General features: G+C 46.1%; 15 protein-coding genes. 14 read left to right on the top strand and 1 reads right to left on the bottom strand.

Translation table 11 applies throughout. From position 1 onward, the window contains the following. Nucleotides 1-16 precede the first annotated feature (16 nt). The 13 genes from ACH59B_RS18520 to ACH59B_RS18460 all read left to right on the top strand — a co-directional run bounded on the left by ACH59B_RS18520 (nucleotide 17) and on the right by ACH59B_RS18460 (nucleotide 19,265). Nucleotides 17-2,101 carry a BglG family transcription antiterminator gene (locus tag ACH59B_RS18520; protein WP_404302354.1) on the top strand — a complete coding sequence of 695 codons (2,085 nt, stop codon included), beginning with the start codon at nucleotides 17-19 and terminating at the stop codon, nucleotides 2,099-2,101. After that, complete coding sequence (locus ACH59B_RS18515) at nucleotides 2,098-2,532, top strand: PTS sugar transporter subunit IIA (RefSeq protein WP_340865288.1); 435 nt, start codon at nucleotides 2,098-2,100, stop codon at nucleotides 2,530-2,532. The genes ACH59B_RS18520 and ACH59B_RS18515 overlap by 4 nt, the downstream gene beginning before the upstream one ends. Further along, nucleotides 2,529-3,674 carry a mannitol-1-phosphate 5-dehydrogenase gene (locus ACH59B_RS18510; RefSeq protein WP_404302351.1) on the top strand — a complete coding sequence of 382 codons (1,146 nt, stop codon included), beginning with the start codon at nucleotides 2,529-2,531 and terminating at the stop codon, nucleotides 3,672-3,674. The genes ACH59B_RS18515 and ACH59B_RS18510 overlap by 4 nt, the downstream gene beginning before the upstream one ends. A 210-nt stretch (nucleotides 3,675-3,884) precedes the next feature. Then, the gene (locus tag ACH59B_RS18505) at nucleotides 3,885-6,038 is read left to right on the top strand and encodes a DUF454 family protein (protein ID WP_404302349.1); all 2,154 of its coding nucleotides are present in this window, start codon (nucleotides 3,885-3,887) and stop codon (nucleotides 6,036-6,038) included. Further along, on the top strand, nucleotides 6,031-7,686 hold the full coding sequence (cydC, locus tag ACH59B_RS18500) for a thiol reductant ABC exporter subunit CydC (protein WP_404302347.1): 1,656 nt from the start codon (nucleotides 6,031-6,033) through the stop codon (nucleotides 7,684-7,686). Before ACH59B_RS18505 ends, cydC begins: the two co-directional genes overlap by 8 nt. A gap of 308 nt (nucleotides 7,687-7,994) precedes the next feature. After that, a complete protein-coding gene (pulA, locus tag ACH59B_RS18495) occupies nucleotides 7,995-10,523 on the top strand; it encodes a type I pullulanase (RefSeq protein ID WP_404302345.1) in 2,529 nt (842 codons plus the stop codon). 234 nt (nucleotides 10,524-10,757) lie between these two features. Then, a complete protein-coding gene (locus ACH59B_RS18490) occupies nucleotides 10,758-11,399 on the top strand; it encodes a 50S ribosomal protein L25 (RefSeq protein WP_019688287.1) in 642 nt (213 codons plus the stop codon). Between the two features lie 207 nt (nucleotides 11,400-11,606). Further along, entirely contained in the window at nucleotides 11,607-13,103 is a 1,497-nt protein-coding gene (locus tag ACH59B_RS18485; RefSeq protein ID WP_404302343.1) for a methyl-accepting chemotaxis protein, read from the top strand. 182 nt (nucleotides 13,104-13,285) lie between these two features. Next, nucleotides 13,286-14,284, top strand: coding sequence for a S66 peptidase family protein (locus ACH59B_RS18480; protein WP_404302341.1), 999 nt, complete (start codon nucleotides 13,286-13,288; stop codon nucleotides 14,282-14,284). A gap of 26 nt (nucleotides 14,285-14,310) precedes the next feature. Continuing rightward, complete coding sequence (locus tag ACH59B_RS18475; RefSeq protein WP_174820839.1) at nucleotides 14,311-15,972, top strand: sensor histidine kinase; 1,662 nt, start codon at nucleotides 14,311-14,313, stop codon at nucleotides 15,970-15,972. Next, complete coding sequence (locus ACH59B_RS18470; protein WP_013372559.1) at nucleotides 15,969-16,733, top strand: LytTR family DNA-binding domain-containing protein; 765 nt, start codon at nucleotides 15,969-15,971, stop codon at nucleotides 16,731-16,733. Before ACH59B_RS18475 ends, ACH59B_RS18470 begins: the two co-directional genes overlap by 4 nt. A 189-nt stretch (nucleotides 16,734-16,922) precedes the next feature. Then, entirely contained in the window at nucleotides 16,923-18,176 is a 1,254-nt protein-coding gene (locus tag ACH59B_RS18465) for an OFA family MFS transporter (protein ID WP_016818666.1), read from the top strand. Between the two features lie 177 nt (nucleotides 18,177-18,353). Beyond that, complete coding sequence (locus ACH59B_RS18460; protein ID WP_404302338.1) at nucleotides 18,354-19,265, top strand: serine/threonine protein kinase; 912 nt, start codon at nucleotides 18,354-18,356, stop codon at nucleotides 19,263-19,265. A 40-nt stretch (nucleotides 19,266-19,305) separates the two neighbouring features. Here the strand turns inward: ACH59B_RS18460 and ACH59B_RS18455 are convergent, their stop codons facing one another. Then, nucleotides 19,306-21,408: a VWA domain-containing protein gene (locus ACH59B_RS18455; protein ID WP_404303999.1), complete on the bottom strand. Its 2,103-nt coding sequence runs from the start codon at nucleotides 21,406-21,408 to the stop codon at nucleotides 19,306-19,308. Nucleotides 21,409-22,033: 625 nt separating this feature from the next. Between ACH59B_RS18455 and ACH59B_RS18450 the strand changes: the two genes are divergently transcribed. After that, nucleotides 22,034-24,202, top strand: coding sequence for a hypothetical protein (locus tag ACH59B_RS18450; protein ID WP_025365581.1), 2,169 nt, complete (start codon nucleotides 22,034-22,036; stop codon nucleotides 24,200-24,202). The last annotated feature ends 68 nt before the right edge of the window (nucleotides 24,203-24,270 follow it).

Here is a 24,270-nt window from a genome sequence, read left to right as displayed (position 1 = left end):
GGAACGGTATGCGCTTATGAATATTACGAAACGACAATCTGACATCGTGGAGTATCTTTTGGGGCAGCCCCATGAGGTTACGGCCGGAGAAATTGCCGAGAAGATTAATGTCAGCACAAGGACGGTCCATCGGGAACTTGGCGCAGTCGAGTGCTGGTTGGCGGCTCATGAGGTAAAGCTGGAGAAAAAATCAGGGATCGGTATCTATGTGGATGCCGACCCGAATCAGCTTGCAAGTCTACGGGAGCAGTTGCTGCAAACGAAGTCAGACGATTACTCGGCTGAGGAGAGAAAGATTGTAGTGCTGTGCATGCTGCTGGATACACAGGAGCCGATCAAGTTACTGGCGCTGGCATCGGATTTGAAAGTCACAGTAACTACGGTCAGTCATGATCTGGACGAATTACGAGGCTGGATTGCAGATCGAGGGCTCGTGCTAGTGCGCAGACGGGGATACGGTGTCGAGATTACAGGACGGGAGATAGACAAAAGACGGGCGATTTCTGAGCTGGCTCTCGAATATTTGGATGAATCGGCTCTGTTTTCCAGTCGTGAGGAGCTTCGTCCGGTGACACGTGTCACTGAAAAGTTGCTGGAGATGATTGGCAGGGAGAACTTGCTAACCGTGGAGAACGCCCTCTGGCAGCCTCATGATCAATGGCTGAAAAACATGGTGGAAAGCAAATATATGGAGTTGCTGATTCAAATTTGCGTGTCACTGGCACGTCTACGACTCGGGTACGTTGTAGATCATCGTGCCTCCCTCCCGTATTCGAAGACAGATTCGGAGGAGAATATCATGCTGCGCACAGCTATGGTAGAACGCATATGCGCAGAGTTGTCGGCGGCGCTGGCTATTGACTTTCCAGACCAGGAACGAAGTTATTTCAGGTTGCTGTTCCGTGATGCTGAGGATCATTCCACCCGGTTGCTCCCACTGGATGATCTTATACTGCTGGAGTTGGTTCATGAGTTGATCCGTCGTGTGGAGGCAGAGACAGGCACACCACTTGCAGAGGACCGCGTTTTGCGTGAAGGACTGATAGCCCATATGGCTCCGGTACTCAAACGTTTGAGGGAAGGAAAGTCCATCCGCAACCCTCTCCTTCAGCAAATCCGCAAGGATTACGGCAGCTTGTTCGACTCGGTCAAAAAGGCTGCGGCGGATATGACCGAAATGGAAGTACCGGATGAAGAGATCGGATTTCTGGTCATGCATTTTGGCGCTTCGTTGGAGCGACTGCGACAATTGCAGCGGGAGGTTCGAGCCATCGTAGTCTGTACGAGCGGAATTGGGTCCTCCAGACTTCTGGCAACCAGACTGGCCAAGGAGCTACCACAGATCAAAATCGTGGATAGGGCCTCATGGTACGAGGCAACGCGGATTCCGAAGGAGGATTATGATCTGATCATTTCGACAGTGGAGCTGCCGCTTGAACCGGATCGTTATCTCAAAATCAGTCCGCTGCTGACGCAAGAGGAGAGTGACCGTCTGCGTCATTTTATCCAGCATATTACACTCAATCAACTCAATGACCATCCTCAGGAACAGGCTGTTCAGCCCGGCCAGGGCATGGAGTGGCTTACCGGTCTACGGAAAAGCCTTGAGGAGATTGTACACATTGTACAGCAATTTCAAGTGTACCCGCTGGAAAATCAAGGGATGGATATGTTAGCCACTATAGAGGCTATCTGCATGTTGGAGGCAGTGCGGGGAAATGTCACAGAGCCTTCTGTTGTTGCTGAACAACTTGTAGAAAGAGAGCGTCAAGGGAGTCAGGTGATTTCTGATACCTCCGTTGCTTTGATTCATACGCGCAGTCCCTATGTTCGCCAGCCTTCGCTGACCTTGTATAGGCTGGCTGAGCCGCTGCTGGCGGATGTAGATGAGCAGGTAGAATGCGTTCTGCTGATGTTGGGACCTCGTGAGTTGCCGAAAGAAAGCTTGGAGGTATTGAGCGAGATTAGTGCATTACTGTTGCAGGAAGACATGATTACGCTACTGGAACACGGTAGCAGGGATCAGATTGCCAATTATATATCGAGTGAGCTGGCTGAATTTTTCCACAGTAAATTAGGGACAGGGAGGAATCTAACGTGAGTATTATGACGATAGACAAAATAAAAATGAACGCAACCGCCAAAGACAAATATGAGGCGATTCGTATGGCAGGACAAATTCTGCTGGATGCAGGACATATTACAAGTGAGTATATTGACAAGATGCTTGAACGCGAGGAGATCGTATCCACCTATATTGGGAACGGGCTGGCTATTCCACATGGTACCAAGGAATCCAAGACGCTTGTTCAATCCACTGGCATCTCCATCGTTCAGTTCCCGCAAGGCGTAGATTTCGGGAAAGAAAAAGCATACATGGTGATCGGCATTGCAGCCCAAGGCGGCGATCATATGGAGATTTTGACGAGTATCGCGGTGGTATGTGCGGAGGAAGAGAACATGGATAAACTTCGCAACGCAGTGGCTCCACAGGAAATTATAGATCTGTTCGAAAGTGAGCTGGAGTTATGAGAGCTGTTCACTTTGGAGCAGGAAATATCGGTCGTGGCTTTATTGGGCTGATTTTGTCACGTGCAGGCTATGAGGTTGTCTTTTCAGATGTCAACGAGACCCTTGTATCTGAGTTACGCCGCCGCAAGCAGTATACGGTAGAGTTGGCGAATGATACGAAGGATACGGAGACAGTTACGAATGTAACCGCGATTGACGGTAGAGATGCATCGGCTGTAGCGGACGCGGTAGACCATGCTGATCTGGTCACGACCGCGGTAGGGGTTAGCATCCTCAGGCATATTGCAGCAGGTATTGCCGAGGGCATAGCGCGGCGGGTAGAGCGAGGGGCAGGCCCGCTGCATGTGATTGCTTGCGAAAATGCAATTGGGGGCAGCGCCCAACTAAAAGAGCATGTTTTTGCACTACTGGATGAGGCGACTCGTGCCAAGGCAGAGTTTTCGGTTTATTTTCCCAATGCCGCTGTAGACCGGATTGTGCCGATTCAGCATCATGAGGACCCGTTGCATGTGCAGGTAGAGCCTTTTTACGAGTGGGTTGTGGATCGCTCGCAAATGGCTCCTGATCATCAAGAAATTGAAGGCATTCTTTACGTGCAGGATCTGGAGCCTTACATTGAACGCAAGCTGTTCACGGTGAATACGGGCCATTGCGTGGCAGCCTATATTGGTTATGTCGCAGGTTATGCCACGATCCAGGAGGCCATGAAGGATACCAAGGTGGTAGACTCCATACAAGGGGCGCTGGAGGAAACAGGAGCGGTGCTTGTGAAGCGCTTCGGTTTGAATCAAGGGGAGCATAAGAAGTACATCTCTAAGATTTTGGATCGCTTCCGCAATCCTAATCTGACAGACGAGGTTACTCGGGTCGGACGTTCACCGCTGCGCAAGCTGTCTCCCAATGACCGTCTTGTACGTCCCGCGCTGCAAGCGCAGGAGTATGGTATCCCGACCGATCATCTGGCGTTGGGAATGGCTGCCGCCTGTAAATTTGATATTACGGAAGACCCCGAAGCGGTTGAGCTTCAGCAGGTGATTCGCAGCCAAGGGGTGAGTGTAGCGCTGACACGTTATACGTCCATACCTGCAGATGACCCGTTACATCGGCAGGTATTGGAGCAATATGATATTATAAGTTCGTAAAACAACGCAATAACACGCACTCATTTTGATAATCCTCTTGAAGACAAAACATCTACATGAGCACAAAAGTGTTCTGTAGAGTTGAACTTCAAGAGGATTTTTATATGCGTGATTTACATCACATAACAACCTGACTAAATTATATATATTGATAATGATTATCATTATCTATAAAATATCATTAACAGTATATATATTAGGGGGATTACAGTGAAACCGATTTATATTACCTTAGGGTTTTTATTTTTGGCACTTGGAGTGATTGGCGTAGTGGTGCCGTTGTTGCCGACTACACCGTTTCTGCTGCTGGCAACCTTTTTCTTTATGCGGGGGTCTGAAAGGATTCATCAGTGGTTTTCGAATACATCTTTGTATCATAAGTATCTGGAGAGTTTTGTACAAACCAGGTCGTTGAAGCTGTCTACAAAAATTACGTCATTGGGCTTAGCGTCAGCTATGCTCATTACAGGCTTTATCTTTACCCCCATTGTGTGGGGCAAAGCGCTCATCGTTTTGGTCATCCTGTTCAAATATTATTATTTTATATTCCGAGTCGGAACTGTGAGGGAAGGTAAGGCGGAAACTCCGTCTTCATCTGAAGCCGTCCCTACTCCGAAAAAAAGGTCTAAAATGGTCGACAGTCGTCTACTAGGCCTGGTGGAGCATTCTCGAAAATATATCATCTTGGGTGTGCTCGTACAGTGGATCGGTCTTTTAGGGAGTATAGCCGCCGTTTTGTCTATGGCCTTTGTGATGCAGCAAGCATGGGAAGGACAAGTAACTCGCCAGCTAATTCTATCCATGACAGTCATTGTTATTGCTGCCATTGCCGTTCGCTTCCTGAGTAATTACGCAGCCAGTATGTTGTCCTATCGGGCTTCAATCAATGCTAAAAAAACGCTGCGCTTGCAGATTTACAGCAAGCTGTTAAAGCTGGGCCCCTCTTATACGGATCATACCTCCACCTCAGGGGTTATTCAGGTTGCTGTAGAAGGGGTGGAGCAGCTTGAAACCTATTTTGGTAGATACATGCCTCAGCTATTTTATAGTCTGCTTGCACCTGTAACGTTGTTCATCACCCTTTCTTTTGTCAGCTTCAAAGCGGCTATCATTCTATTGATCTGCGTTCCCTTAATTCCAGTGTCCATTATTGTTATTATGCGGATGGCTAAAAAGCTGTTTCGGAAATATTGGGGCAGCTACGTCAATTTGGGCCACAGCTTTTTGGAAAATGTACAAGGTCTGACCACGCTCAAAATTTATGGGACAGACCAGAATAAACATCAGGAAATGAACACAGCGGCTGAGGATTTTCGCAAAATGACAATGAAAGTCCTGACCATGCAGTTAAACTCCGTAGCTGTCATGGATCTTATCGCATTTGGTGGTGCCGCCGCAGGTGTGCTGGTCGCGGTTAGCGAATATTCTTCGGGTCACATTGGCTTGGCGGGAGCGCTCATCATTGTGTTGCTGTCGGCAGAGTTTTTCATCCCGCTGCGTCTGCTCGGTTCCTACTTTCATATTGCCATGAACGGAATGGCAGCAAGTGACAAAATATTCGAAATGTTGAGTACAGAGGATCTTGTACAAGGACAACAAAGCATAGAAGCTACAGACATTCGATTGGAACGGGTAAATTTTGCTTACGACGAAAGAGATACCTTGCGTAATATAACCATGGACATTCCTCAAGGCAGCTTCGTTTCCATTGTTGGAGAATCAGGCTCAGGTAAAAGTACGGTAGCCGGATTGATCGTTGGACATCATGAGGGTTATCAAGGAAGCCTGACGATCGGAGGAATCGAACTGACCTCCATTTCGGAAGAAAGCCGCATGCGTCATATGACCTGGATCGGTTTTAACAGCTATATTTTTAAAGGCACCGTCGAAGCAAATTTGAGAATGGGCAATGAGCACGCGGATGAGCAACAAATGCTGGAGGCATTGCGGCAAGTGAAACTGTATGATTTTATTCTCTCCGAAGGGGGATTGGAAGCAGAGATAGAGGAGCAGGGTGCGAATCTGTCAGGAGGACAGCGTCAACGTCTAGCACTGGCCAGAGCGTTGCTGCACGACAGTCATGTATATATTTTTGATGAGGCTACTTCTAACATTGACGTTGAGAGTGAGGAAGGAATCATGGAGGTCATACATGCACTGGCAGGTCAAAAAACAGTGATTCTCATCTCTCACAGACTGGAAAACGTGATCCAATCTGACTGTATTTATGTGCTGCAAAATGGTTTGGTGGCAGAATCCGGAACGCATCAGGAACTGTTGAGCAAGCAGGGACATTATGCGGAGATGTATCTCAGTCAGCATCGGATGGAACAGTTTGTAAAAGGGGGTGCAGTATATGCGTAGACCCGGTTTACGAATCATGGGTCAATTGTTGGTCTTGGCAGGACCTCTTTTACCTGTGCTGCTGATCACTATTGTTACAGGAGTGCTTGGCTTTGCTTGTGCTATTGGCATTATTGTGTACGGGGCCCTTGCCCTACTGACAGCAACGGGCATCACGACAGGCTACAGCATGACATTTTTGCTGACTGCCATCGTGCTATGTGCTGTATTGCGCGGTGTATTTCGTTATGGCGAGCAAATGAGTGGTCATTATCTCGCTTTCAAGCTGCTGGCTGTGCTGCGAGACAAGGTGCTTCAAGCCTTGCGTAGATTGGCCCCAGCCAAGCTTGAAGGCAAGGACAAGGGGGATCTGATATCGCTGATTACAAGTGATATTGAGCTGCTGGAAGTATTTTATGCGCATACGATAGCGCCTGTTATGATTGGCATCATCACTTCACTGCTCATGGTATTTTTTATAGGCTCTTATGAGCCTTTACTAGGCTGGATCGCTGCGCTTGCTTACATAACCGTCGGTTTGTTTATTCCCCTACTTACGTCACGTATCGGCAAGCGCCAAGGGATGGAATACCGGAGCAGCTTCGGCCAGCTGAGCAGTTATTTTTTGGACAGCTTACGTGGGATGAAGGAAATTGTGCAATATGGGCAAGGGGAACAACGATTAAATGAAATTAACCGTCGTACGGATCAGTTGGATGCCAAGCAGAAAGAGTTGAAGCATCATGAAGGCATCACAAGAGCAGTCACAGATGCAGCTGTAGTCGGATTTTCATTCTTGATGCTGCTAGCTGGATTGTATAGCATGTCTAAAGGACAGATGGATTTTACAAGTATGCTGATTTCAGTCATTGCTCTGTTTAGTTCATTTGGTCCGGTGGTCGCACTGAGCAATTTGTCCAACAATTTGCTTCAAACGCTGGCAAGCGGGGAGCGAGTGCTAAGTCTGCTGGAGGAGAGCCCGGAGGTAGAAGAAAATATGAATGGAATGACCGTTGGCTTTACTGGAGCGCAGATAGACAAGGTGACTTTTGCATACGATGGTCAAACGGTGCTGAATGATGTAAGTCTCACGATACCACACAAGCGAATTATAGGTATTCAGGGTAAAAGTGGGTCCGGTAAGTCAACGTTGCTGAAGTTGCTGATGCGATTCAGGGACCCGCAGAAGGGTGGGATTTTACTATCTGACCACGATTTGAAGGACATTGAGACCCGACATTTGAGAAGCTTGCAAAGCTACGTCGATCAGCATACATTCCTGTTTGACGATTCCATTGCAGCTAATATCAAAATTGGAAAGCCGGATGCTACACATCAACAGGTTGTGGAAGCAGCCCGTAAGGCATCAGTACACGATTTTATTATGACATTGCCTCAAGGATATGACAGCCGGGTCGGAGAGTTGGGGGACAGGCTGTCTGGGGGAGAACGCCAGCGCTTGGGGCTGGCCAGAGCCTTTGTTCATGATGCGCCCCTCTTACTGCTGGACGAACCAACTAGCAATTTGGACAGTTTGAACGAAGCGATTATTTTAAAATCGTTAAAAGAACAGCAACAAGACAAAACGATTATCCTTGTTTCGCATCGAAGCTCCACTATGCGAATGGCTGACGAAATTTTTCAAATGGATAACCGCCGACTCTCATGAAAATGATACATGTTGTAGCACGCTTTTTTCAGTCAAGCTATAAGTGATAAAAGCTAGGAAATAAATGTAATGCTTTGGAGGCGAAAGCTGTAGCCTGTTCATCGTTTTGTCATAAAATGGAGTGTGCGCGTTGAAATGGGAGCGTCATCCTTATTTAAATCATCCAGCTTTTCAAGCTTGTCTTATTTTGATAGCCTATGAGGTGAGGATTTTGCAAATCCTGAGGTATATTGACAAGTCATAAACATCATAAATGATGGATGAACAGAGGCTATAAGCCGATGTATAGAAATGGGTGGTGAACAGGAATGTCTGATTTCAATCAGCTCAAGGGACTTGAGCACACAGCATATCCCATATATGAAGGCTATGATTTGGGTCTTACTTATACGCCTGCGGGCAGCAAATTTAAGGTATGGGCACCGACTGCACAGCAGGTTCATATCGCGTTGTATACCGACGCAGGGGTGTACGATCAGGAAGGAATCGTTCAGGAGCACGGCGGTGGTCAGGAATTTCTCATGAATCGTGATGGTCACGGAGTATGGTCTATAGAGCTGGAAGGCGACTGGAACAGATATTATTACATGTACAGGCTGGAGTGGGCGGACCACAGCATTCATTATGCTACCGATCCATATGCCAGAGCGGTATCAGCCAACGGGCAACGTACGGCTATCATTGATTTGGATCGAACGAACCCGGATGGATGGGAACAGGATGAGGGACCCGTACTTGAGCGTACGACAGATGCTATTATCTATGAGCTTCATGTGCGTGATTTTTCGATGGACCCCGATTTTAATACGGGTATAAAAGATTTATCTACTGCTCAGGGGCGGTTTGCAGCCTTTACGTATACGGGATTAATGGATTCCGAGGGTAACAGTGTCGGACTGGATCATTTGCTGGAGCTGGGCATTACACATGTTCATTTGCTTCCAGTGGCTGACTTTCATACGGTGAATGATTTTTCGGAATTAGGAACTGAATATAACTGGGGCTATGATCCGCAGCATTATAATGTGCCGGAGGGATCTTACTCTTCCAATCCAGCTGACCCGGAGATGCGTATACGAGAGCTGAAACGGCTGGTACAGTCTCTGCATACTGCTGGCATTGGTGTCATTATGGATGTTGTGTACAATCATACGTATTCGGTGGAAAAGGGTCCGTTTGAGCCGATTGTACCAGGATATTATTACCGTACGGATGAGCAAGGGAAGCTCACCAATGGATCAGGTGTAGGTAATGAACTGGCAACCGAACGTCCGATGGTGCGCAAGTATATCAAGGATTCACTACGCTATTGGGCAGAGGAATATCACATAGATGGCTTCCGGTTTGATTTGATGGCGTTAATTGATACACCGACTGTAGAGCAGCTTACCCGAGAGCTTCGCGCTGAAATACGTCCCGATCTGCTGATCTATGGTGAGCCTTGGACGGGTGGGGAGTCCCCGCAGCCTTTGCTTACATTAAAAGGAACGCAGCGGGATAAGGGCTTTGCCGTTTTTAACGACAATTACCGCTCTGCCATTAAGGGAGATAGCGACGGTACCGGGAATGGGTTTGCCACGGGGGCGGAAAATCAGGAGGAACGGGTACTTCAAGGTGCTTTTGGAGCTATCTATGATTTTACAGCTCATCCATCAGAGACCGTCAATTATGTAACGGCCCACGATAATCTCAATTTGTGGGATAAAATTTTGACGGTGAGACATGTTCGGGAGAACTGTCGTTTTCCGCAATGGGAGCAGGGGAACCCCAAAGATGGAAGGACAGCCGAACAAGCCGTAGCTGAAGCAGACCCGTATCAGGAACTGGATGAAAGTAACCTACTTGAAAACGAAACTGTACGTAAGTCTCTGTTGGCTAACGGCATGATTCTGACATCGCAAGGTATTCCTTTTATCCATGCAGGGGATGAACTGCTACGTTCCAAATATGGAGACCATAACAGCTACCGAAGCTCTGATGTGGTAAACGCTATCCGGTGGAATAACAAGGCGAGGTTTCGATCCGTGTTTGATTACTACCAGGGCTTAATTGCTTTGCGGCGCAGTCACCCGGCATTCCGTATGGATCAGCGTGAGCTGGTGGAGCAGCATATGGAAGTCCTGCAAAGCAGTGGGCATGTGGTGGCTTTTGCATTGAGGCATCATGCTAACGGCGATGTCTGGAATCATATTGTGGTGATTTATAACGGTTCGGATACAGAGCAGACAATATCATTGCCTGCGGAATCGGATCGTTGGCATGTGGTCGTGGATGCACACGGGGCCGGGAATGAGACACGCTATGAAGTGGTAGGCCATCGTGTGACTGTATCGCGCTGGTCGATGATGGTGTTGTATGATCAGGCTGGACCTCCCCAAGCCTCCTTTTTGACTGAGCAAGATCAAGCTAACGAGCAAGTGGATAACGAAACGAAGGGCTTAGATGAGGGGACGAATCAAGAGATTGCAGGTACAGCAATGACAGATGCCCAGCGAGGAAACGATAGAGCGGTTATTCCGTTTCGTACGATTGAACTGATCTACGAGCGTGCAGACCGGCAATACTCTGGCTGGAATGTGTGGGTATGGGGCACCGGACACCAGGACGGACATGTTGAATTTCACGATTGGGATGATGGTCGGGCAGTAGCCCGCATTCGGGTTGCTCCTGATGTACAGCGAATTGGCTACATTGTCCGCCTGAATCACTGGGATGCCAAGGATGTGGAGGCAGATCGATATATTGATGTAAATCCGACCCAGTCTGTGATGCAGGTATTGATTCATAGTGGCAGAGAGGAATATTTATTACTGGTTAACGATAACCGGGCGGGATAGACTTGTATGCCTGGTTGCCATATATACACGAGAAATAGCATTTTTCGATCATTTCGAGAAATGCTATTTTTTTATGCAAATGTGCGTCAGTTTCAGAAAAAAGGGGTAAAATAGAATTATGGACTTGTTTAGTTTTGCCAGCTTGCTGGCTTATATTCTGTAGTACGACTGGTAAACAAGCAAGATTCTTGGAGGAAAATCATTTGTAAGGTAACCTGAAGGAGGTTGTATATCATGAGTTCTAATGGAGGAAGTATTCAACTAACCGCCCAGCCGAGAACAGAGAAGAAGGGTTCGGCCATTCGTGGATTGAGGTTAAAAGGACGGATTCCAGCTGTGGTTTACGGCTCTGAAATCGAGGGAACCCCTGTACATGTCGATGCCAAGGAATTTAATAAAGTAATCAGAACCGGACGTTCAGAGGTTTTTAATCTCACAGTAGAAGGCGGAGAAACGATTCCAGTCATTATTAAAGATTATCAACAGCGTGACAACCAATGGTTGCATGCCGACTTTTTGAAAATTTCCAAAAACAAACCGCTTCGCGTGCGTGTTTCGATTGATTATCAGGGTACGCCTGTAGGTACAAAATCAGGCGGTATTCTGCAAGTTCAAGAAACAGAAGTCGAGGTTGAAGGTTTGCCTTCTGACTTGCCGTCCACTATTGAAGTGGATGTATCCGCACTGGATATTGGCGACAAGCTGAGCGCAAGCGACTTGAAGCTTCCTAAAGGCGTGACGCTGCATGTCTCTGAAGAGGAGTTGCTGGCATCCGTGATCGTTCCGCGTGCAGTCGAAGTAGAGAATGCTGCTGTGGAAGGTGATGCAGCGGCAACTGAAGGTGCTGAAGAGGCTTCCGAAAACAAGGAATCTTAATGGATTCAGCAGGCACATTAAACGTTTGCTAATTAAAGAAAATGATTAAACTGTGAATTAAAACCGTTCCCTGTTAGGGGGCGGTTTTTCTCTTTAAAGTACGACCATCATTCAATACGCGTTCTGATATGACGATATATATAGTATGGCATTTACATTTTTATTTTATAAATACCTAATATATCTCTAAGGAGCGCGTACACAATCATGGACAGAACGAATGAATTGTTGTGGCAAAGAAACAAATTGGTGATCATTATTTTTTGGATTATGACTTTGAGCAGCATCGTCCCGGCAATATCTAATCCCTCGATGTGGATATCTAGCGGTGTAGGATTAGTAGTCGCGGCAATTTTGACGATTCTGAATATACAAAAGATAGGAATCCGGCTTATTCCTTGGATTATTACATTTTATAGTGCATTAATATGTATATTTGTGAACTTATCTAGCGTGGAGGTAGTGACTACGATCTTTATTTGTTCATTGTTGTTACTCTACCCATCTTATCCATATTTTCTGGTAGCTATGACTTTAAATCTATGTAATATTTTTATACAAATTACGATCGGTACGCCTGCAACTCTGCCAGCTACCGGTTCTTTGCGTTATGTACATGAATTTATTATTGTAGGGCTGATTGGGTTACTATTGCTAGTGGTATCGGTGTTAAACCAAAAGCAGTTTAAGATAACGGAGGAACAAAATAAAAATATGGATGCCACAAGGCAACGTATTGAATTTCTGTTTGAGCAAGTGAGGCAGGCTGTAGCGGGATTACATAGCTTTACAGAACGATTCAGGAATCAAGTGGATGCTACAGGCATTGTGACGAATGAAGTCGCCATCGGGTTTCAGGAGGTTGCCGAAGGGGTAGAGATGCAGGCTTCGAATATCACTGAGGTAACCGATAACTTGGCTCAGTCTGATCGGCATGTGCGCGAGGTTGCCGATCATTCCCGGGAGCTGAAGCAGCTCTCCGAAGATACGAAAAATGCCGGGGGTAGAGGCAGCAGTCAACTGCTTGCATTAACATCTCAAATTAAAGATTTGGGTCAGGTGATGAGTCGTACCAAAGAAGAATTGGATGAGTTTAAATTGCAGAGTGACAATATGTCTGCCATGCTTAAAGATATTACTCAAATCTCAAAGCAAACCAATTTACTGTCCTTGAATGCATCCATTGAGGCCGCCAGAGCGGGAGAGCATGGAAAAGGATTTGCGATCGTGGCTGGAGAAGTGCGTAATTTGGCTGAAATGGTTGGGAACACCTCAGTGGCGATGGAGGGTATTTTAGAGCAGCTGAGAACTCAGATGGATTCCGTCGTAAGCCAATTTGACATAGGACAGGAAAGATTGCAGCAAAGCATGGAGTCGGCACATTCGACCGAAATTGTACTGGAAGATATCCTGCAAAATGCCAATAAAGTATTGGTGCAGGCTGTGGAGGTAGAGTCCAGTACGAATAGTATGCAACAATTTTCGTCTCAGGTCGTTCAAGAGATGATGGAATTTTCCAGTGTGACAGAACAAGCAAGTGCAGCGTCTGAACAAATTTTGGCTGGAGTAGAAGAGCAGCAAAATATAACCTCCAATATGGTAGCGGGATTTAGTGAGCTGGAGGCATTGATTATTCAGTTGAAAGAGCTGGTCCATGATCAGAATGAGAACAACAGCTCTAGTGAAATCGGCAAAAGTAAATAACCGAAAAGCATCATCATCGGACTAGAGATCCGGGGCTTATCGCTAACAAGCGGTATCCCCGGTTTTTTACTTCTTATTGGGAAGAAGGGAATGAAGTGGGAAGTTTTAGAAGCTATAATTAGATGGAAGTTGATGGTATAATTTGTGGCAGTTTAAATGCTTTGGAACAAGGGGGAATGACTATGATGATGGGAAAGCAAGCACCTAAATTAAAAGCAGGAGACGAGATACGCATTCTTTCGCCATCCCGAAGCTTGTCTATTGTTTCTGAGGAAAATCGACTGATTGCTCAGAGTAGACTGGAGGCGCTTGGGTTTAAAGTGAGCTTTTCACAGCATGTGCTGGAAAACGATGACTTTGCATCTTCTTCGATAGAGTCTAGAGTAGCTGACTTGCACGAAGCTTTTGTCGATCCAAAGGTAAAGGGCATTCTGACCTCAATTGGGGGCTATAATGCCAATCAGCTTCTAGCCCATCTGGATTATGATCTGATCGGCGCTCATCCTAAACGATTATGTGGCTATTCGGATATAACGGCGTTAAGCCATGCGATTTATGCCAGAACAGGGCTTATCACGTATGCAGGACCTCACTTTTTGACGTTCGCCATGTTGCGAGGAAATGAATATACGACGACTTATTTCCAAAGGTTAATGTTGGAAGAGGGTAGCATTCAAATCCAATCGTCGCCAGAGTGGAGTGACGATGCTTGGTATCAGGATCAGGATCAGGATCAGGATCAAAGAAGCTTTCACCGCAATGCGGGTCCATATGCGATTCATGAAGGCGAAGCAGAGGGTACGATTGTGGGCGGAAACTTGTGTACTCTGAATTTGTTACAGGGAACCCCATACATGCCAAGTCTAAAAGGAACCATAGTGTTTGTTGAGGATGATTACGAAAGCTCTCCCGCTACATTTGACCGGGATTTGCAATCATTGTTGCACCAGCCTGAATTTGATCAGGTTAAAGGAATCATCATAGGTCGATTTCAGAAGGCTTCGCATATGACAGAAGAATTGCTGCGGCAAATCATTTGTTCGAAAAGAGAATTGGCATCTATTCCTGTGATTGCAGATGTCGATTTTGGTCATACCACGCCGCAGTTTACATATCCGATTGGCGGGAAGGTGCTTATTCGTGCCCGTAATGGCAGGGTAGGAATTGAAATATGTGAATAATGGGTTTTTATTTGGGAGGAACGCATGTGAACGCCTTGCTGGAAATGCTGATGCAGCTCTTTGAGCGCGCAGCATTGTTGCTGATTTGTTTGTTTTTTATTACACGTATCCCCAGATTTAAGGAAACCTTGCAGAAGAACAGTCATTCTCCGGCAGAGCTGACTTTACTAACATTGATTTTCTGTATGTTTGCCCTGTTTGGTACCTACACCGGGATTGAAGTTGAAGGCTCGCTGGTTAACGTTCGAATCATTGCAATTATGGCGGGCGGTATTTTGTTCGGACCCTGGGTTGGGATCATTACAGGTATTGTATCGGGGATCCATCGTTATCTAATTGATATCGGGGGAGTGACCTCGATTCCGTGTTTGATTACAAGTATTCTGGCAGGTGTGGTGTCAGGATATATCGGCCGCCGGGTCAATCGTTCCAAGAGATGGCTGGTCGGCATCGCTGCAGGTATGGTCTGTGAAGCGTTGACGATGCTGCTCATTCTGGTAATGGCACAACCTCACGGCCTTGGTGTGGACATCGTTTCCAAGATCGGTCTACCGATGATTATCGGAGAGGTCAGTATCGGTTTAATCGTTCTATTGATCCAAAGTGTAGAGGGGGAAAAGGAGAATATCGCAGCAAGACAGGCCAAGCTGGCATTGGATATTGCCAACAAGACGTTGCCTTATTTTCGTTCGATTAATGCGGAATCCTTGCATACGATTTGCTCGATTATAAAAGAAGACATCAAGGCAGACGCGGTGGCGATTACGGATACCCGAGATGTACTGGCTTACGTCGGATTTGGCGAAGAACGCTATCATATCGGGGATGAAATTATTAGCGATGTGACTAAATCGACGATCCGCAGTGGTAAAATCACGATCCGCAACCATATTGCTGACGACAAAACGCCCCAAATCCAGTCTCTGCTCATTATCCCGTTAGAGGAGCGGGGAGAAGTAACCGGAACCCTAAAGATTTACTACCGAAAAGCTTATAAAATCACGTATCCGTTGCAGACGATGGCGATTGGCTTGTCTCAGATCATTTCTACGTTAATGGAAGTGTCGCGTGTGGAGCAAATTAAGGAAGCGGCGAATAAGGCCGAGTTAAAGGCACTCCAGACGAAGATCAACCCTCATTTTCTGTTCAACGCGTTGAATGCCATTGCCTCGACGACGCGCACCAAACCGGATAAGGCGCGAGAGCTGATTATTAATTTGTCAGGCTATCTGCGTTATAATTTGGAGCTGAATGATGATTTGATCGAAATTCACAAGGAGCTTCAACAGGTGTCGGATTACGTAGAAATTGAAAAAGCTCGCTTCGGCAATCGGCTTCAGGTGGAGTATGTAATGGATGAGGTGTCCGTGCGCATTCCGAGCCTAATTATCCAGCCCCTAGTTGAGAATGCGATTAATCATGGAATCCTCAAGAAAAAAGGGCCAGGTACAGTAACCATTTCTGTAAAAGACCGTGGCGAAAAGGTGCGTATTTCTGTAGCTGATACCGGGGTGGGTATACGGGACGATGTAGTGGATAACCTATATCATGATCAAGTTCCGGCTAAACAGATCGGCTTGTACAATGTGCACAGAAGACTCAAGCTTATGTACGGTGAAGGAGTCATTATTCTTAAACATGATCCGGGCACCGAAGTATATTTTGACATACCAAAGGAGAAGTCATGAAGGCCATAATTGTAGAAGACGAACTTCCGGCACGTGAAGAGCTGGAGTATCTTATTCAGACTCATAGCAGTATTGAGGTGACCGATAGTTTCGAGGATGGACTGGATGTATTCCGGTTTCTGCAAGATCAGGAGACGGATGCGATCTTTCTGGACATTAACATTCCTTCATTGGACGGGATGCTATTGGCACAGAACATTAGCAAATTTGCTAAAAAGCCCTATATTATTTTTACGACCGCCTATAAAGAACATGCGGCGCAGGCTTTTGAACTGGAGGCGTTCGACTACATTCTCAAGCCATATGATGAAAAACGGATCGCATCCATGCTGCATAAGCTCGAAAATGCTTATGAGCAGCGAAACGCTCAAATACAGGAACCTGTCCAGGCTGGGCAACCCCGAGCTGCTGAAACCAGTACCGTTGCTGCTCCGGGGCGTATTAATCTGCTGAAAAATGACAAAATTATCGTAACGGATGCAAACGATATTTACTATGCGTGTGCGCAGGAAAAGGTAACTCGTGTCTTTACAAGGCATGAAGAATATACGATGCCGATGAGCATTTCGGAATTTCATGCCCGCCTGCCGCAGCAGGACTTCTTTCGCTGTCACCGATCGTATACGGTTAATCTGTCGCAAATCCGTGAAATTGTACCTTGGTTCAATCATACGTATCTCTTGCGCTTGCGTGGACTAGAAGCAGAAATTCCGGTGAGTCGCAGTAAGGCCAAGGAGTTTCGGCAAATTATGCGACTTTAAAGGCATTTCATTCCGCTATATGTGCATTTCATTCCTCAAACGATTTCTAGCTGACATGCAGGGTTATAATAACCGTGTAAACAGAATCCTTACAGAATTGCTCTTTCACAGGCGCAAAGCGTACTGGATTCACGGTTATCATCATAACAAATGGATGCTGTAGAGCCGGAATGAAAAGAGGAGATCAATATGAAATCAAACAGCGGAAATCGCCTGCTGGTCGTACTGGGAACGATTATTGTCCAGATGGGTTTAGGTACCATTTACACATGGAGCTTATTTAATCAACCGTTGGTGGACCGCTTTGGCTGGAACCTCAGTTCGGTCGCTATTACCTTTTCAATTACCAGTTTTGCACTGGCGTTTGCTACGTTATTCGCAGGCAAGCTACAGGATAAATGGGGACTTCGTCGTCTGATTTTGTGTGCAGGTATCGTACTAGGGGCAGGGCTCATGCTCAGTTCACAGGTAACTTCGTTATCCCTGCTGTACATTTTGGCAGGTATTGTCGTAGGTTTTGCGGATGGAACGGCATATATTACATCACTGTCAAATCTGATTAAATGGTTTCCTGAGAAAAAAGGACTTATCTCCGGTATTTCAGTTGGGGCCTACGGTACAGGCAGTCTGATATTTAAGTATATTAACGGTTCGCTGATTCAGTCTGTTGGCGTATCGCAGGCATTTCTATATTGGGGTATCATCGTGCTGATCATGATCGTCGGTGGTTCTTTCCTGGTGAAAGAAGCAGTAGTTGTGAACAAACCTTCGGAACAAAATGGGGCTGTACAGCGGGACTATACCGTTAAAGAAATGCTGCGCACCAAGCAGGCATACCTGCTGTTCGTCATGTTCTTTACCGCTTGTATGAGTGGTCTCTACCTGATCGGTGTGGTCAAAGATATCGGTGTACGGATGGCTGGCTTGGATGTAGCAACAGCCGCCAATGCGGTCGCTATGGTCGCTATTTTCAACACGGCGGGTCGGATTATATTAGGTGCGCTATCGGACAAGGTAGGTCGTCTGAAAGTGGTAGCAGGTGCACTTTTAACAACAGCAGTTGCAGTTACAGTACTGAGTCTGGTACCCCTGAATTTTGGTTTGTTCTTTGCCTGTGTAGCAGGAATTGCTTTTTGCTTCGGGGGCAATATTACCGTCTTTCCTGCCATCGTAGCTGATTTCTTCGGTCTGAAGAACCAAAGCAAAAACTATGGCATTGTGTATCAGGGCTTTGGCCTTGGTGCGCTGGCGGGGTCATTTATCGCTGCCTTGCTCGGCGGATTTATCCCGACCTTTACCACAATTGCTGTGCTGTGCGTCGTATCGTTCCTGATTGCCCTCACCATTCGCACTCCAGAACAAGGTAAAGGCAAACTGCGCAGCGAACGGAAGAAAAATACCAATGGTGTGCGCAGCATGAAGCCAGGTACAAAATTAGGTTAAACGATTTGAGAAAATAGGACCAGATGAATGCCAAAAGACCTGTCATCATTTCTCTAAGGGAGATTATGGCAGGTTATTTGTTTTTCCAATAACCTGATTTACGGTATAATAAAAAGACGTGTAATAAGCCGATATATACAAAAGACATAAGCTAAGAACCTGACAGGAGGACGAGTCATGATCGTGGATACAAGCGGGAATCTGCTTGCCCGCAATACGAAGCTGCGAAATACATATCAAATTCGAAGCGCCTTGTCCCGCAGTGAGCTGGCCATCGTGTATACGGCAAGGCTGTTGGATAACCGAGAAAAGGTCATTGTAAAGGAATTTTTTCCGAATGCGCTGGCTTTGCGGGGGATGGATCGAAAAACGGTCACTTGTAGCGCTTCTATGCAATCCAAATATGTAGAGTTTATGCATTATTTCTTGCGTGAAGGGCAAATGTTGAAGGAATTAAATCATCCGGGGGTTGTCGGTTATATAGATCACTTTGAGGAAAATGGAACTGCTTATCTGGTCATGGAATACTGTGCAGGCAAGACGCTGGATCGAATGATGCAAGAAGAAGCTGTGCCAACGTCTGATCCTACTTTTTTGTACCAAACGCTGCTACCATTAATTGATGCCTTGGAGTATATACACAACAAAGGAATTATTCATCGGGACATTAAGCCAGGCAATATTATGGTTGGGGAACATGGCAACATCAAGCTGATTGATTTTGGCTCTGCTGTGCATTTCGAAGGCAAGGAGCATCCGATCTTCACGACGGCAGGCTATTCTCCGCTGGAATTTTACTCTAACCGTTCGCGGCAGGGACCTGTGTCGGATATTTATAGCTTGGCCGCCACGCTGTATTATTGCCAAAAAGGATCACCCCCACCGGATGTGCCAGGCAGATTATTTGCAGATCGGACCGAACGGATTCGGATCGAAAATGCAGGGATTTCACTACTGCCGTACGTGATTCGGCGTGGCCTGGCGGTACAGGCTAACAAGCGTTGCCGCTCACTTCGATGGTTTAAAGCCGCACTACGTGCGGAATATTGGATAAAAAAAGGGAAGCGCCCTACTCTTACGGTTCGTTAATCGTAAGAGTAGGTGCTTCTCTTTTTTATTCCGACGGACGTTATCCTGTCGGAGCTTGAATATGGTCGGTGTACACTGAAGTGTTCGGCTTAATCGCCTTGTACCGCAGCTCAATTTCAGTGACGCCGTCCTCAAACGTGATGTACAGTTTGTCACCATACGCCATGACCGCTTTTTTGTTACGGGTCAATCTGATTTTTCCATGCTGCAGGGCGCAACGTGTATCATGTTTCACGATCAGAGTCCCTTTTTTACCTGCGGAAAATAGGATTCGTTCTGCTTCTGGCAACGGTTCGTGAACGTCAAGCGTACGGAATAACTCCTGCAAGCTGACCTTATGACCCGGAAAGGAGGTCAGCGGCCAAGATTTTACCGGAATCTCCTGTCCACTCGCTGTAGCGAGAAAATATCCTTCGATTCTTCCAGCAAACTGCGGCTTCGGTCGCAAGAACCAATACAGAAGAGCAGCTATCACAATGCTGATGGCTACCGTCCATTTAATGGCTGTATACCGGGATTGGACTGAAACGGTCAGTGTAGCGCTACTGGATGCACCTTCTGGATCGGTAGCGGTAATCTTTAGCTTCGTGTCACCTGTGTGAAGCTTGGATAGCAGCAGATCATTACCGTTAATCTCGGCATTAATTGTATCCTCAGAGGCTCCTGAATCCAGCTTATAATTCAGCTTGTCATGATTGGGATCAACAATAAAATCCTCTAAACTTCGACGGGAGTCACCGTCTTCTTTTACCAGATGTATCGTCAGGTCTTTTAATGCTTGTGGTGCTGCATTGGTGGCGTGAACTTTATGTACAATTCCCTTACGGTACCACTGCGGACTATCCAGAGATAGCTGCCATGTATAATCACCCGTTTGTGGGAACGCATATTCGGTATGAAAGGCTCCTGACTTATAGGTCATAGGCACCTTTTTAGCTGTACCGCCTTTTACAGGGGTAACTATAATATGGGCTTGAAGAGATGTATATACGGCCTCATCTGTAAGATTTTGGCCATCCGGTAACAGGAGCTGAGCTTGAAATGGTGTCGCTTGTCCCTTCAGCAATTGCATAGGCTTGTTGCCATGAGTTGCTGTTGTTTGCGTTCCTCCTATAGTAGCTTCAGCTTCCAGTCGGTAGCTGCCAAGTAAATTGATTTTAACCAAATCTCCGCGTATGCCCCGTAATTTCAACTTCACTTTACCTGCTTGTGGATGCTCAATTTTCAAAATTGCATATCGGCTCGACTTGTACCTACGGACATTTTCTGAATTGGAGTATAGCTGGGTTTCCAGCAGGGGATGCTCCGACAAAAGCACCAGATTGGCTTCCTCCATACTAGAGTCCGGTAGAGTCACCGTTAATTCTTGCATCTCGCCAGTGGTCGTAATTGCAGCAACTGGAACGAGTTTGGAGCGAATTTGACTGGCAAAAATACGATTCAGAATTTCCGGCAGATCCTCAGCACTACTCGTAATAAAAGAAGCTCCTCCCGTTTGAGAAGCGATCCGTTCGAGTTCTTGCCGGTTTACCGTGCCATCATGGTTCAGGCCAATCGTATACACCGGGTATCCCTTGGTCTGTGCAGATTTGATGACAGAGGATACATCGTTATTCGAGTCACCCTTAGACCGAGAACCAGAAGAGGCACCAAAATCAGTCTCTCCATCTGACAATAAAATCATAAAAGGCTGACGCCCTTGGGATGCTCCGGCAGCTAGCAGTTCTGAGCCTTTACGCAGCCCAAGTCCCAAATCTGTATAGCCAGAACGGTTCAACATTCTGATTTCCTGCTGAATTTGCGATTTTTGCGCTGCCACGCCAATCGAGGTAAGTGGTTTTGAGGCGACAACATGATGGTTGTAGGCGACGAAACCCACGCGTGTACGGTCTGCATCACTTAAGTCCATAAACATACTAATGACTTCGGCGGCAATACCCTCGGGATCCGTGTCTCTCATGGAATAGCTGGTATCCAGTACAAAAACAGCATCGTAACCCTCAATCGGAGCAGTCCCCGAAGATGCTGCATTAGCCTGATTTACAGTGCAAATGACCCCGTTTAAGCCCATTTGGAAAAATAGTACAAAAGTCATGAAAATGATAATTCCTAGTTTCCTTATTCTGAACATAAGCTCCTCCATCGGCGAGACCAATGTGGGCGTGCCAACTCTCCTAATCCTTGGGATATAAGGGATAAAGGATCAAAACAGCTGAAAACCCTCACATTAGCCATGAATTTGATACTTTTACGCTTATCAGAAATATCCAATGAACTTCTATCGGCAATTGGATTCCATTTGTGAATATTTCCCTGAAGAAACAGGTCTAACATATCATAAAAATTACGTATTCACGCATAAAATGAGCCAAAATGCCCTATTTCAATCTGAGACTACAGAAATTGACAAAACTAAAGGGTGCTTTGTATGATAGCTCTCGTATCAACGGCAAAAATTGGGATTGAAGTTAGGAATACGAAATCATAAATTTGAAGTTTCTGTGTTATATGACTTTTGATTTTGAATTTTATCTCATTTGAATGCCTTGCCGTTAAAAGCCGAATAGCGCTTCGGACCGATTTTCGAGGTTATATGCCTGTACCGTAAATGTGGTATAAGCTCAATCCTTTGACGAATTTAAATGTTAAGTAGGGGGGAGGAGGCAAATGAACTAAAAATGAATATTCGTCCGTTTCAAATTGGACATCCCATGTCCGAATATGGAGCAATGGACCTATACTCAAACTTTATTCATTTGCCGACAGCGATGGAAATCATTTATCAAACCAACCGGACAATGCTTTTTGAAGAGATTAACCCGGAAAAGCTGGACCTGATCACCATTGTAGGTGATGTGAAGGGTATCGACAGCTTGAGCGATGAGAAGATCAAGGAAATTAATCAGCACCTTCTGGTGCGCAGCTTTGACGAATTTTTGGATAAGTTTTCACCGACCGTGTATTCATTTTTTAACGCGGCCAATCAAAAGGTCGTCTACACCCTTAAAAAGCCTGAGGGAATTGATGAGGATAGCATTTCTGAAATTCGTATCAATCAAAGCAATGATTTTCTGAAAATGTTGTTTACGCTCATTGATACTAAGCGCAGTCAAGGAATCACCAATGTAGATTTCAAATTTGAAAATCTGTTGGATATGATTTCACCGAAAAAGGTTATGGACGATATTCGTCAAGTCCGCAAAGAAATTCACTATATGTACGGTGAATACGACAAGCTGGATGATGGAGATCCGAAGAAACTCGACATGGGTGACAAGCTGAATGCCATGTTCGAGGAAGCGAGCCAGAACTATAACAACGTTATGGCTATGCTGCCACTGGCCATTGAGGACATCAAAACCCGACTTCTGCTCGGTGGGGCCCAAGAGGAAAACGCCGGTGAGTTGATCCAGGTGGGTATGCTCTCCATTGGGGAAAGCGGCGAACTGAAAATTATTGAAGCGCCGAAGAGCGAAAGTACTGAGCTGATGCTGTTGGATGAGAACAGCACTGGCGATCTCTCCCAAGTATTCGAAGAAGATTACAACTCTATTACAGATACGCCTTCTGACTATGTAAAAGACTTGGTGGTTCGCACGTTTGTGCCACTGCCAGCTGTTCAGACCAAGGTTGACACAGCGGTTGAAGTTCAGAACTACAACACGTATCTGGAGTTCTATAAAAATGCCAAGGATGATTTCGTAAAGGCGGTTAAGCCTCTGGTAGAAAAAATCCTCGGTGTCAAAATGTTCTTCGATCAATATGCGACGAAGAGCAAAGGGATGCTGCCGACAATGCTGGTAGCGAATAACAAGCTGGACATGCTGGTGAAAAGTAGCAATATCCCGCGTCTGGAAACGTACCTGAACACCGTAAATGCCAAAAATGAATTCAGCGACACCATCTGGTTCGGGATCGTTCCATCTATCGAGCTTGAAGCAGCCGGTAAGGTAAAAGTTTCTCGTGAACGCTTTAAGGGCAACGAGAAGGTCGTAAAGCAGGGCGGAAATTCGATGGAATCGCTTTCGATGCTGCTGCAAGTCGTGAAGGATTACAAAATTCAAATGTTCTTTAACTTTGAATCCGGTGAAGAGACGACCTTCAACAGTATGGCGACAGCAGGCATCGATAAATATGTCGATAAATGCGCCAGTCTTGTACGCAGAGAATATAGCGAATTTGCGATTCCTTGTGTACCAAACTTTACCATTATTCCGAAGGATAAATCGGGTGTCATTATTGATAGCAAAATGCTACAGACCGAAGACGGTGTGCAGCTCTCCAAGGAAAAAGAAGATATTCTCAAGCTGTGGATCGAGGGCGTATATGTGGGCGCTGCCTATGTGGCCGCTGGCTTGGTCGCTTCCTATCAATGTCCTGAATACCTGCGTGAGACGTTCAAAACGGTCAATAAAAACTTCCCGGGTGTACGCTTCGACATTGAAGCTGGAGACAACAGTCTGCGCACGGTGACGACGATGGCCAAGGAAATCACTGGGTTCACCAACACGATCAAGGATGCCATCAACCGTAAAAACTTTGGCTTTGTATTTTCGTCCGAGAATGCTCAGATTCAGGATAAGGATATCCGCCGGATTACTGTCTACAAGGCAAGAAGCATGGCGATGTCCGAGGACGGCTTTGACTCTATCTACAAAACGCTGGTCAGCACGTACATTGAACGTATTTTGCGCTACCAAACAGGTGATTTCAAGCACGAAAATATCGTCCGCTTCTTTAGTAACAATCCGAGCAGCCAGAAGAGCAAGTGGCTGAGCAGCAGAGGATCTGTGAACTCGATCATTCAGGACGGAGATGATATGAGCTTCATTATTGACGAGAAAAGCAATATGTGTCATATCGATCTGGTCTTCAATGGTAATGTGAAGAACCTGGAAGTCATGATAACTAAGGGAACCAGCTCGGTCAAATCATGATCCGAGCACTACGAAAGATGGTAGAGGCGTTTCTATCCAGAACCGCCTTTATACATAAATCGCGGAGA

This window comes from Paenibacillus sp. DP01 (genome assembly GCF_044784315.1).
Taxonomy (GTDB): domain Bacteria; phylum Bacillota; class Bacilli; order Paenibacillales; family Paenibacillaceae; genus Paenibacillus; species Paenibacillus polymyxa.
The sequence above is the reverse complement of the archived record's forward strand: the minus strand, read 5'-3'. Positions and strand labels throughout refer to the sequence as shown.